This is a genomic window from Agromyces sp. NPDC058110 (assembly GCF_042884735.1).
Lineage (GTDB): Bacteria > Actinomycetota > Actinomycetes > Actinomycetales > Microbacteriaceae > Agromyces.
Window position 1 is genome coordinate 1 of sequence record NZ_JBHVTI010000008.1, and the last position, 11,679, is coordinate 11,679.

The 11,679-nt window shown below is 70.6% G+C and carries 12 protein-coding genes; 4 read left to right on the forward strand and 8 right to left on the reverse strand.

Annotation, left to right across the window (positions count from 1 at the left end):
* Positions 1-201: 201 nt before the first annotated feature.
* From ACFVS8_RS18235 to ACFVS8_RS18245, 3 genes are all read right to left on the reverse strand, one after another.
* Positions 202-1,581, reverse strand: coding sequence for a PhoH family protein (locus ACFVS8_RS18235; protein WP_387065576.1), 1,380 nt, complete (start codon positions 1,579-1,581; stop codon positions 202-204).
* Between the two features lie 213 nt (positions 1,582-1,794).
* On the reverse strand, positions 1,795-2,913 hold the full coding sequence (locus tag ACFVS8_RS18240; RefSeq protein ID WP_387065579.1) for an aminotransferase class V-fold PLP-dependent enzyme: 1,119 nt from the start codon (positions 2,911-2,913) through the stop codon (positions 1,795-1,797).
* A 64-nt stretch (positions 2,914-2,977) separates the two neighbouring features.
* Positions 2,978-3,763 carry an isoprenyl transferase gene (locus ACFVS8_RS18245; RefSeq protein WP_387065582.1) on the reverse strand — a complete coding sequence of 262 codons (786 nt, stop codon included), beginning with the start codon at positions 3,761-3,763 and terminating at the stop codon, positions 2,978-2,980.
* A 73-nt stretch (positions 3,764-3,836) separates the two neighbouring features.
* On the opposite strand from ACFVS8_RS18245, the gene ACFVS8_RS18250 reads away from it, so the two are divergent.
* On the forward strand, positions 3,837-4,643 hold the full coding sequence (locus ACFVS8_RS18250; protein WP_387065585.1) for a hemolysin III family protein: 807 nt from the start codon (positions 3,837-3,839) through the stop codon (positions 4,641-4,643).
* A 69-nt stretch (positions 4,644-4,712) separates the two neighbouring features.
* On the opposite strand, the gene ACFVS8_RS18255 is transcribed toward ACFVS8_RS18250, so the two are convergent.
* On the reverse strand, positions 4,713-5,087 hold the full coding sequence (locus ACFVS8_RS18255; protein ID WP_387065588.1) for a hypothetical protein: 375 nt from the start codon (positions 5,085-5,087) through the stop codon (positions 4,713-4,715).
* A 134-nt stretch (positions 5,088-5,221) separates the two neighbouring features.
* Here ACFVS8_RS18255 and ACFVS8_RS18260 point away from each other — a divergent pair, with 134 nt between their 5' ends.
* Together ACFVS8_RS18260 and greA are read left to right on the forward strand one after the other, a co-directional pair.
* Positions 5,222-5,632, forward strand: coding sequence for a DUF4307 domain-containing protein (locus tag ACFVS8_RS18260; RefSeq protein ID WP_387065590.1), 411 nt, complete (start codon positions 5,222-5,224; stop codon positions 5,630-5,632).
* Between the two features lie 83 nt (positions 5,633-5,715).
* On the forward strand, positions 5,716-6,207 hold the full coding sequence (gene greA / locus ACFVS8_RS18265) for a transcription elongation factor GreA (protein ID WP_387065592.1): 492 nt from the start codon (positions 5,716-5,718) through the stop codon (positions 6,205-6,207).
* 87 nt (positions 6,208-6,294) lie between these two features.
* On the opposite strand, the gene ilvA is transcribed toward greA, so the two are convergent.
* Both ilvA and ACFVS8_RS18275 read right to left on the reverse strand, forming a co-directional pair.
* Positions 6,295-7,533 carry a threonine ammonia-lyase gene (gene ilvA / locus ACFVS8_RS18270; RefSeq protein ID WP_387065595.1) on the reverse strand — a complete coding sequence of 413 codons (1,239 nt, stop codon included), beginning with the start codon at positions 7,531-7,533 and terminating at the stop codon, positions 6,295-6,297.
* A 4-nt stretch (positions 7,534-7,537) separates the two neighbouring features.
* On the reverse strand, positions 7,538-8,785 hold the full coding sequence (locus ACFVS8_RS18275) for an AI-2E family transporter (RefSeq protein ID WP_387065598.1): 1,248 nt from the start codon (positions 8,783-8,785) through the stop codon (positions 7,538-7,540).
* 74 nt (positions 8,786-8,859) lie between these two features.
* Here ACFVS8_RS18275 and ACFVS8_RS18280 point away from each other — a divergent pair, with 74 nt between their 5' ends.
* Entirely contained in the window at positions 8,860-10,071 is a 1,212-nt protein-coding gene (locus ACFVS8_RS18280; protein ID WP_387065601.1) for a winged helix-turn-helix domain-containing protein, read from the forward strand.
* 17 nt (positions 10,072-10,088) lie between these two features.
* Here the strand turns inward: ACFVS8_RS18280 and ACFVS8_RS18285 are convergent, their stop codons facing one another.
* Together ACFVS8_RS18285 and ACFVS8_RS18290 are read right to left on the reverse strand one after the other, a co-directional pair.
* Positions 10,089-10,964 carry a M48 family metalloprotease gene (locus ACFVS8_RS18285; protein WP_387065604.1) on the reverse strand — a complete coding sequence of 292 codons (876 nt, stop codon included), beginning with the start codon at positions 10,962-10,964 and terminating at the stop codon, positions 10,089-10,091.
* Between the two features lie 9 nt (positions 10,965-10,973).
* The gene (locus ACFVS8_RS18290) at positions 10,974-11,540 is read right to left on the reverse strand and encodes a LemA family protein (RefSeq protein WP_387065606.1); all 567 of its coding nucleotides are present in this window, start codon (positions 11,538-11,540) and stop codon (positions 10,974-10,976) included.
* Positions 11,541-11,679 lie beyond the last annotated feature (139 nt).

The window sequence follows — 11,679 nt, forward strand, 5'->3', positions numbered from 1 at the left end:
CGGAGGAGATTCGCGCGAAGGGAGGACCCTGCGTCGGCAGGCAGCCTCCCTTCGCGCGAATCTCCTCCGCTCCAAGACGCCACGACGCACGCCGGAACTGTGGGCGCGCGACGGCGCCCCAGCCCGCGCCTCACCTCCGCAGACGACGGATGCCGGTGGCAGGTCGCCCGCCACCGGCATCCGTCCGTTCAGGTCAGCGGGTCAGGTGAGTTCGGCGCCGTCGAGCATCTCCGACACGAGGGCCGCGATGGCCGAGCGCTCCGACCGGGTGAGCGTGATGTGGGCGAACAGCGGATGCCCCTTCAGCGTCTCGATCACCGAGGCGACGCCGTCGTGGCGTCCCACGCGCAGGTTGTCGCGCTGCGCCACGTCGTGGGTGAGCACGACGCGGGAGTTCTGCCCGATGCGCGAGAGCACCGTGAGCAGCACGTTGCGCTCGAGCGACTGGGCCTCGTCGACGATCACGAACGCGTCGTGCAGCGAGCGGCCGCGGATGTGCGTGAGCGGCAGCACCTCGAGGATGCCGCGATCGACGACCTCGTCGAGCACGTTGTCGGAGACCACCGATCCGAGCGTGTCGAAGACCGCCTGGCCCCAGGGGTTCATCTTCTCGCCCTGGTCGCCCGGCAGGTAGCCGAGCTCCTGCCCGCCCACCGCGTAGAGCGGACGGAACACCATGATCTTCTTGTGCTGCTGGCGCTCGAGCACGGCCTCGAGCCCCGCGCAGAGGGCGAGCGCCGACTTGCCGGTGCCGGCCCGGCCGCCGAGCGAGAGGATGCCGATCTCGGGGTCGAGCAGCAGGTCGATCGCGAGCCGCTGCTCGGCGGAGCGGCCGTGCAGGCCGAAGACGTCGCGGTCGCCGCGCACGAGGCGCACCTTGCGCTCGCCCGTGACCCGCGCGAGTGCCGAACCCCGGTCGGAGTGGATCACGAGGCCCGTGTTGACCGGGATCCCCTCGGCCTCCGCGATCGAGAGGTGTTCGTGCTCGTAGAGCTTGGCCATCTCGTTCGAGCCGAGCGAGAGCTCGCTCATGCCCGTCCAGCCGGAGTCGTGCGCGAGCTCGGCGCGGTACTCCTGCGCGTCGAGTCCGATCGAGGCGGCCTTGACGCGCAGCGGGAGGTCCTTGGAGACGACCGTGACGGCGATGCCGTCGTTGGCGAGGTTCGCGGCGCACGCGAGGATGCGCGTGTCGTTGTCGTTCAACTGCAGCCCGCTCGGCAGCACCGAGGTGCTCGAGTGGTTCAGCTCGACGCGCAGCGAACCGCCGTCGCCGACCGGGATCGGGAAGTCGAGCCGCTCGTGCTCGATGCGCAATTCGTCGAGGATCCGCAGCGACTGGCGCGCGAAGTAGCCGATCTCGGGGTCGTTGCGCTTGGCCTCGAGTTCGGTGATGACGATCACCGGCAGCACGACCGCGTGCTCCGCGAAGCGGAACAGCGCCCGGGGATCCGACAGCAGCACCGAGGTGTCGAGCACGTACGTGCGCTCGTCCTGCGCGAGGCCTTCAGGCGACGCGGCATCCGGACGCTGCTCGCGTCCGGTGGAACGTGCGACGGACTTGGAGGTTTCGAGTGAGGCCACGACCGCTCCTGCCCCGAGCGTGTCCGCTCGGCTCTCGCGCCGGCCGGCGAATCCTCCTACGAGCGCTTCACGAGCCGACTCGTTCGGGCACCTTGCCCGATGTGAGCGACGCTACGTCGGTCGTTCGGATTCGCGTCGATCGACACGCGGCGAGTTGCGTCGGCGTCACACAGAGTTCACATTCGTCGACGAGCGGATGCCGCGGGGCGGGCGTCAGTACGTCGCGGCGGAGCCGTACGAGACGAACGCCGAGCGCAGCATGTCGAGGGTCTCGGCGTCGGTGCCCGCGTGGGCGCTGAGCCGCACCTGCCCGAGACGCGTGGTGGCGGTCACTCCGTGGTTGTGCAGCGAGGCGGTGAGCACCGAGAGCTGGTCGGCCGGCGGTTCGAGCACGACGATGCCGGCGCGCTCGTGCTCGTTGCGCGACGAGGCGACGGCGATCGCGAACTCGTCGGCCAGGTCGATGACGCTGCTGACGTTCGCCGCGACCGCGGCGTTGACGTTCGCGACGCCCACGGCGGCGAGCTCCTCCATGGCGGCGGCGAAGCGCGCCTGGGCGATGGGGTCGGGGTTCGACACCCGGAACGCCTTCGCGCCGGGGGCGGGCGGCGGCACGAAGCCCCACGGCTCCGCCTCCTCGGTGGCGGAGAAGCCCGAGAACACGGGCGTGAGCTGCTCGATCGCGCGATCGGACATCGCGAGGAAGCCGGTGCCCCAGCCGGCACGGCACCACTTCTGCCCGCCGGTCGCGACGACGTCGGCCACCTGCCACGGGGCGTCGACGACGCCGAATCCCTGGATCGCATCGACGATCAGCAGGCGGTCGCCGATGACCTGGCGGATGCCCTCGATGTCGCACAGGTAGCCGGTGCGGGCGTCGACGAGGCTCACGGCCACGGCGCCGACCCCGTGCTCGAGCTGGTCGCGGATCTGGCCGGGCGTCACCTTGCCGTGGTCGGTCTCGAGCCAGACGGGCTGCACGACGTTCAGCGCCTCCTGGGCGCGCACGGCCGCGATCGGCAGGCTGGGGAACTCGCCGGGCGAGAGGAGCACGCCGCCGGTCAACCCGAACAGGGCGTGCATGAGGCCGGTGCTCGTGTTCGGCGTGAACACGATCTGGTCGGCGGCGAAGCCGGTGAGGGCCGACGCCGCCTCGCGCACCCGGGCGTCCTGCTCGAGGAACACCGACGAGCTTCCGTGGCGCGAGCGCTCGAGCACGTGGGTGAGGGCGTTGCTCTCCTCGGCCGCGACCCTGGCGAGCGGCCCGAACCGCCCGTAGTCGAGGTATCCGGGTTCTTCTCCGAACCCGGCGACGAACGCGTCGATGCCCATTCATGGCCCCCATTCTTCGAGCGACATCATGGCACGCCGCAACCCCCCGTGCGCAAAGCGGACGTCAGCCTCCGAAACGTCGATGCCGCTTGGCGTAGTCGCGGATCGCCCGCAGGAAGTCGACCTGCCGCAGGTCGGGGCCGAGGGCCTCGACGAAGTAGAACTCGCTGTGCGCGGCCTGCCACAGCATGAAATCGCTGAGCCGCTGCTCGCCCGAGGTGCGGATGACGAGGTCGGGGTCGGGTTGCCCGCCCGTGTAGAGGTGCAGGCCGATGAGGTCGGGCGTGAGCCGGTCGGCGAGGTCGTCGAGGCTGCCGCCCTCGGCGTGGTGCGCGGCCACGATCGAGCGCATGGCGTCGACGATCTCCTTGCGCCCGCCGTATCCGACGGCCAGGTTCACGTGCAGGCCGCCCTTGTCGGCCGTGCGATGCTCCGCGGCGTCGAGCGCCGCGACGAGCGGTTGGGGCAGGCCGGCGTCGGAGCCGACGTGCTGCACGCGCCAGTCGCGGTAGTGCGAGAGCTCCTCGGCGAGCTCGGCGATGATCTCGATGAGGGCGGCGAGCTCGTCGCTCGACCGGTTGCCGAGGTTGTCGCTCGACAGCAGGTAGAGGGTGACGACCTGGATGCCGAGGTCGTCGCACCACTCGAGGAACTCGCGCACCTTCGCCGCACCGGCCCGGTGGCCGTGCGCGGCGGAGTCGTAGCCGAGCTGCTTGGCCCACCTGCGGTTGCCGTCGATGATCATCGCGACGTGTCGAGGCAGCGACTCCTGCTCGAGTCCGCGTCGCAGACGGCGCTGATACAGCCGGTAGAGGATGCCGCGACCGAGGGGCGGATCGCTGGATTGCACGCGACTACGCTACCGCGAGTGCGGCCCGCACACTCACAGCGGACCGTGACCGGGGTGGCCCTACGCTGTGAGCATGACCCCCAAGCGCCACCGCGAGCCGTCCGACCTCGCGCACGAGCTCGCCCGGCCCGTCGCGCCCGAGGATCCGACGGATGCCGCGGTCGACGTCGAGCGGCACGGCCCCGACCTGCCGAACATCCCCCTGCTCGACGACGCGATCGCGCATGCCGGAGACGAGGTCAAGCCGACCTGGCGGGGCTGGATCCACGCCGGCACGTTCCCGTTCGCGATCGCCGCGGGCATCGTGCTCATCACGCTCGCGCACGGAGCACCGGCGAAGTGGGCCTCGGCCGTGTTCATGCTCACCTCGCTGCTGCTCTTCGGCAACTCGGCGCTGTACCACCGCTTCAACTGGAAGCCGAAGACCAAGGTGCTCCTGAAGCGCATCGACCACGCGAACATCTTCCTGCTGATCGCCGGCACCTACACGCCGCTCGCGGTGCTCGCACTCCCGCCCGACAAGGGCTGGATCCTGCTCGCGGTCGTCTGGGGCGGCGCCCTGCTCGGCATCGGGTTCCGCGTCTTCTGGATCACGGCGCCGCGCTGGCTCTACGTTCCGCTCTACCTGCTGCTCGGCTGGGCCGCCGTCATGTACCTCGGCGACCTGCTCGCCGCCAGCGTCGCGATGATGGTGCTCGTCGTGGTCGGCGGGGTGCTGTACACGATCGGCGCCGTCATCTACGGCTTCAAGAAGCCGAACCCGTGGCCGGGAGTCTTCGGGTTCCACGAGATCTTCCACACCTGCACGGTGCTGGCGTTCATGTGCCACTGGACGGCGTCGCTCATCATCGCGCTCGCGCCCGTCTACCACGTGGCCTGACCGGCGGGCGCGACCGGGCGCGACTGCGCGCCACCGGGGCGTCACGCCGTCGGTGCCGACGCTCCTCGCTCAGCGGGTCGGCGCGTCTCCGGGTGCCGCGTCTCCGGCGTCGTTCGGCTGGCCGTCGTCTTCGGAGCGGTCGGATGCCACGGCATCCGTCTGCTCGGCACCGGACACCTCGGCACCGGCGGAGCCGGAGCCCGCTGCGGCGGACTCGGCCATCTCGCGCGCGAGCTCCTCCTGCACCTCGGCGCGGTAGTTCGTGCGACGGATGCGGCGCGTCATGTCGAGCACCAGCAGCAGCACCACGACCATGATGCCGAACGTGATGACGAAGCCCCAGACGCCGGGCGTGACGTCGTTGGGATCGAACTCGTCTTCGGCCGCGCGCACGACCGGAGCGATCGCGAGGTGCGCCGCGACGAGTGCCGTCGCCGCGCTCACAGACGAATCCGGAGGGTCGGACGGACAGCGGATTCGGAGCGCATGGAACTCTCTCTCACGGCGGATTCTGGCGGGGCCAGGGCGGGTTAGGCTTGAAAGGCAAGCCTAATCGATCCGACCCCCGAGGATTCCGAGTGTCCAGCACCGAGAGCGACCCGCTCGCCGCGCGATACGGGCGCACTCGCCGCAATCGTCGCCGCGAGCTGACGATCCTCATCGCCGCCGGCCTCGCGTTCGCGGTCGTGCTGGTCTCGTGGGTCGTCTGGGCCGGGCTCGACGGGCAGCAGGCCGCCGTGCAGGCCACCGACACCTCCCACGTCGTGCGCAACGACGAGCGCTCGGTCGAGGTCAACTGGACCCTCTCGGTGCCGGCCGGCGAGACCACCGCATGCGCGGTGAAGGCGCTCGACGACGACTTCACGGTCGTCGGCTGGAAGGTCGTCGAGATTCCCGCCTCCGATCGGCCGCTGCGCAGCCTGACCGAGACCGTCCGAACCGCCCGCGACGCCGCGACGGGTTTGATTTCGAGCTGCTGGCTCACCTAACATGGGGCATTCGCCTCGACAGTCGTCGGGGCGTCACGTCTATTCGGGCGCGTTCGTCGAACGCGTCCCCGCAGGAGGGCACCATGGCGCAGGACGCCACCGTCACCTGGCTCACGCAGGATGCGTACGACCGGCTCGCCGGCGAGCTCGAGCAGCTCTCGACCACGGGTCGCGAGGAGATCGCGAAGCGCATCGAGGCCGCTCGCGAAGAGGGCGACCTCAAGGAGAACGGCGGATACCACGCTGCGAAGGACGAGCAGGGCAAGATCGAGGCCCGCATCCGCCAGCTCAAGGAGCTGCTGAAGACCGCTGAGGTGGGCGACGCCCCCACGTCGAAGGGCATCGTCGAGTCCGGCACCGTCATCACCGCGGTGATCGCGGGCGACGAGGAGACCTTCCTCATCGGCAGCCGCGAGATCGCCGGCGACTCCGAGCTCGACGTGTGGAGCGAGCAGAGCCCGCTCGGCGCGGCGATCCTCGGCCTCAAGGTCGGCGACAAGACCAGCTACACGGCGCCGAACGGCCGCGAGATCGCCGTCGAGGTCACCGCGGTCGAGACCTGGGCCGGGCAGTAGCACCCGCTCGAACACGTGAGCACGGCGCCGACCAGATGGTCGGCGCCGTTCTCGTTTCCGGCGCTGTGGGCCGCGGGCAGCGACCGGCTAGTCCGCGACGATGCGCGGTTCGTAGCCCGCTCGCCTGAGCACCTCGACGACCGATGCGCGGTGGGCGGGGCCGCGCGTCTCGACCGACAGGCGCAGCCCCACCTCCGAGATCTGCAGGCCGTTGCCGTGACGGGTGTGCAGCACCTCGATCACGTTCGCCTGCGCCTCGGCGAGCAGCTCCGCGATGCGGGCGAGCTGGCCGGGGCGGTCGGGCAGGCCGATCTCGAGCGTGAGGTAGCGATCGGATGCCGCGAGGCCGTGCGCGATCACGCGCTGCATGAGCAGCGGATCGATGTTGCCGCCCGAGAGCAGCGCCACGACGGGCCCATCCGACCGGATGCGGCCGCTCATGAGCGCCGCGACCGACACCGCGCCCGCGGGCTCGACCACGAGCTTCGCACGCTCGAGCAGCACGAGCAGCGCCCGCGCGATGTCGTCGTCGCTGACCGTGACGACCTCGTCGACGGTCTCGCGGATGATCTCCAGCGTCAGCTCGCCGGGCGTGTACACGGCGATGCCGTCGGCGATGGTCGGCACCACCGGCACCTGCACGGCGTGCCCCTGCGCGAGCGACGGCACGAAGGGCGAGGCGTTCTCGGCCTGGACGCCGATCACGCGAACCGTGCGGCCCTCGAGCGACGCGCGCTGCTTGACGGCGCTCGCCACGCCCGCCGCCAGGCCGCCGCCGCCGATGGGCACGACGATCGTCGCGGCATCCGGAACCTCGTCGAGCACCTCGAGGCCGAGCGTGCCCTGGCCCGCGATGACGTCGGCGTGGTCGAACGGCGGGATCACGACCGCGCCCGTGTCGGCGGCGAAGGCGCTCGCGGCCTCGAGCGTCTCGCCCACCGAGTCGCCGTGCAGCACGACGTCGGCGCCGTAGGCCCGCGTGGCGTCGAGCTTCGGGAGCGCGACGCCCACCGGCATGAAGATCGTGGCCTTGATGCCGAGCTCGCGCGCCGCGAACGCGACGCCCTGCGCGTGGTTGCCCGCCGAGGCGGCGACGACGCCGCGTGCGCGCTCCTCTGGGCTCAACGCGCTGAGCCGGTTGTAGGCGCCGCGCAGCTTGTACGAGCCCGTGCGCTGCAGGTTCTCGCACTTGAGGTGCACGGGCACGCCGAGGTGGTCGGCGAGGTACCGCGAGGACTCCATCGGCGTGCGCTGCACGACCGCCGCGACGACGTCGCGTGCGCGCTCGAAGTCGGCGAGGGTCGGGCCCGGGATGGTGCTGATCACGCGTTCATTCTCCTCGTTGGTATCCGGGTCGTTGCGGGACGGTGCGCCAGAGCGCCGACGCGACCTCGGACAGCGGCGGCGCGGGTGCGTGCTTCCACGCACCGGATGCGACGTAGTTGATCATCACGTTGAGCACCGCCGCGATCGGCACCGCGAAGAACGCGCCGGCGATGCCGGCGAGGAACGACCCGGCCGCGACGGCGAGCACGACCCCGAGCGGATGCACCTTCACCGCGGTGCCCATGATGAGCGGCTGCAGCACGTGGCCCTCGAGCTGCTGCACGAGCAGCACGACGCCGAGCATGGCGACGGCCGGCCAGAGGCCGTTGTAGACGAGGGCCACGAACACGGCCAGCGCGCCCGTCGCGACAGCACCGACGATCGGCACGAACGAGCCGAGGAACACCAGGATCGCGATCGGCACCGCGAGCGGCACCCCGAGCAGGAAGGCGCCGAGGCCGATGCCGACCGCATCGATCGTCGCGACGAGGATCTGCACCTTCACGAAGTTCTGCAGCGTCGTCCACCCGGCGTTGCCCGCGCCGTCGACGGCGGCCCGCGCACGACGCGGGAAGATGCGCACGACCCACCCCCAGATGCCCCGGCCGTCGATCAGGATGAAGAGCGTCGCGAACAGCGCGAGCAGCATGCCGGTGAGGAAGTGCCCGACGGTGGTGCCGACCGAGAGCGCGCCGCTCACGAGCACCCCGCTGCCGCTCTGCACGGCGTCGACGGCCTGGTTCACGAAGTCGTTGAGCTGGGCCTCGGTGAGGTGCAGCGGCCCGCTCTCGAGCCAGTCGCGGAACTCGTTCCACGCGATCACCGACTGCGCGGCGAGCTCGTCGGAGCCGCGCACGATCTGCCAGATGCCGAGGGTCAACAGGCCGCCGACGACGGCGAGCGCGCTCAGCATCGCGGTCGTGATGGCGAGCCACTTCGGCCAGCGGTGGCGCTGCAGGAGGCTCGAGAACGGCACGAGGAGCGCCGAGAGGATCACCGCGACGAGCAGCGGGATGACGATGAGCCGGAGCTGGATGATCAGGAAGATGACGACCGCGACGACGCCGCCCACGAGCAGCAGGCGCCACGACCAGGCGGCGGCGAGCCGCATGCCGAACGGGATCGACGCGTTCACGTCGGGCTGGGGGTCGGGCACCGCGTCGGGAGACGCCTGGGCATCGGCAGCGGGCCGTTCGGGCGCGCGGCCGACCGTGCGTCTCCTGCCGACGAACCTGCCCCGACCCTGGCCCATCGCTCCAGTCTAGGCGGGGGGCATGCGCGCGACGGCATGTGCGTGTCGGGGGTCGCCGATAGGGTGCGAGCACCATGGTCGAACGCGTCAGTCCTCCTCTCGCCCGCCGCATCGCGCTCGCCGCGCAGGGCTTCGGCCGCGCCGCGCCGCCCGAGCCCGGCCTCCGCCAGGTCGGCGGCGTGCTCGACCGCTTGGGCCTGCTGCAGATCGACTCGGTCAACGTCTTCGAACGCAGCCACTACCTGCCCGTGTTCAGTCGACTCGGCGGCTACGACAAGGCCCTGCTCGATCGCGTGACCACCGGGCGACGGGGCCGCACGCTCGAGTACTGGGCGCACGAGGCTGCCTTCGTGCCGCGCGAGCTGTGGCCGCTGTTCGAATTCCGCCGCGAGGAGTACCGCACGCGCGGCGAGGCGTGGGGCGGGTGGCTCGTCGAGAACCGGCAGCTCGCCGACTGGCTGAAGGCCGAGCTCGCGGCCAACGGTCCCATGCGGGCGAGCGAGATCGAGCACGACGCGAACGAGCGGCGCGGGCCGTGGTGGGGCTGGTCGGCCGTCAAGCGCACGCTCGAATGGATGTTCCGCGTGGGCGAGGTCGTCTGCATCGAGCGGCGCCGCTTCGAGCGCGTCTACGCGTTGCCCGAGCAGGCGCTCGAGGCGGAGCTGCTCGCTCCCCCGCCCTCCGAGGCCGACGCGGTGCGCGTGCTCGTCGAGCGTGCGGCATCCGCGCTCGGCATCGCGACCGAGGCCGACCTCGCCGACTACTGGCGCATGAAGCGCGCCCAGGTGCGCGGCGCCGTGCGAGACCTCGAAGACGCGGGCGTGCTCGTGCCCGTCGAGGTTCCCGGGTGGACCGTCGCAGGCCGGGCGGCGCCGACCTGGGTGCACCGCGACGCCCGCCGCCCGCGCCGCATCGACGCCGCGACCGTGCTCTCGCCGTTCGACCCGGTCGTCTGGTTCCGCCCGCGCGCCGAGCGCATGTTCGACTTCCACTACCGCATCGAGATCTACACCCCCGCACCGCAGCGCGTCTTCGGCTACTACTCGCTGCCCGTGCTGATCGACGACGACGTGGTGGGCCGCGTCGACCTCAAGAACGATCGCAAGAACCGAGTGCTCCGCGTGCAGTCCGCGTGGATCGAGGCTTCGGCGCCCGCCGACACCGCCGCACGGCTCGCTCCGGCCCTGCGGCGAGCCGCGGAGTGGCAGGGACTCGACGAGATCGTCGTGGTCGACCGCGGCAACCTCGCGCATGCGCTGCGACCCGAGCTCGCGGCATCCGGCTGATCCGGCGAGTTCGCACGCTAGAAGGAGCCGCCCATCTGCTCGAGCCGCTTGACGCGCTCGGCGATCGGCGGGTGCGTGGCGAAGAGCTTGTCTATGACCCCGGGCTTCAGCGGATCGGCGATCCAGAGGTGCGCCATCGAGGAGTTCTGCCGCTTCATGGGCCTGCCGTAGGTCTCGAGTTTCTCGAGGGCGCTCGCGAGGGCATCGGGATGCCGCGTCGTCATGGCACCCGTCGCATCGGCGAGGTACTCCCGCTGGCGCGACACCGCGAGCTGCACCAGGCTCGCCACGAGCGGCGCGATGAGCATCGCCACGAGGCCGACCACCATCATCACGGGGTTGCCGTTGTTGTTGTTGCGGCCGAAGAACGCCATGCGCACGAACAGGTCCGAGATGAAGCCGACCGCCACGACCAGCCCGAACACGATCATCGAGAGGCGGATGTCGTAGTTGCGCACGTGGCCGAGTTCATGGGCCATGACGCCCTCGAGTTCGGCGTCGTCCATGATCTCGAGCAGCCCCGTGGTCGCTGCGACGACCGCGTGCTCGGGATCGCGCCCCGTCGCGAACGCGTTCGGCGCCGGATCGGAGACGACGAACACCCGCGGCATCGGCGTGCCCGTGGCGATCGACAGGTTCTCGACCGTGCGCCAGAGGCGCGGGTGGTCGGCCTTGGAGTGCAGTTCGACGGCGCCCGCCATCGCGAGCGCCTGGCGGTCGGCGGTGAAGTACTGGAACGCGGCGTACGCCGTCGCGATGACCACCGTGACGACGACGATCGTGAGGTCGCCGTAGACGGCCGCGGCGAGCCATCCGAGCCCGCCGATGACGGCGAGGAAGAACAGGATGATGAAGACGGTGTTGCGCTTGTTCCTGGCGATCGCGCGATACAACGACGACCCTTAGAACTGCACGCGCGGCGGCTCGGCGATGGCCGCCGGCTCGGTGACCTCGAAGAAGTCGCGCTCGCTGAACCCGAGGCTGCGCACGAAGAGCGTGTTCGGGAACACCTTGATCTTCGTGTTCAGCTCGCGCACCCCGCCGTTGTAGAACCGGCGCGACGCCTGGATCTTGTCTTCGGTGTCGACCAGTTCGGACTGGAGCTGCAGGAAGTTCTGGCTGGCCTGCAGCTGCGGGTACGCCTCGGCGACCGCGAAGATCGACTTCAGGGCCTGCTGCATGTGGTTCTCGGCTGCGGACGCGTCGGCGGGCCCCTGCGCCTGCAGGGTCTCGGCCCGGGCGCGCGTGACGTTCTCGAACACGGCCTTCTCGTGCGCGGCGTAGCCCTTCACCGAGTCGATGAGATTCGGGATCAGGTCGGCCCGTCGCTTCAGCTGCACGGTGATGTCGCTCCACGCCTCGTCGACGCGGACGTTCAGCGTCACGAGCGAGTTGTAGGTCGCCCAGAGGTAGATGCCGATGACCAGCACGAGCGCGACGACGATGATGACGGGGATCAGCCATTCCATGGCACGGGCTCCTCAGCGATGCTGCGACGATCGCGGTGCTGCGACGATCTTGGTGTCCCATGATTCTATCGATCGACTGAGAGCACCTCGGGGGTTCCCATGAGACTCGGAGGAACCGGAGAGTGTTCTCCCGGAGATC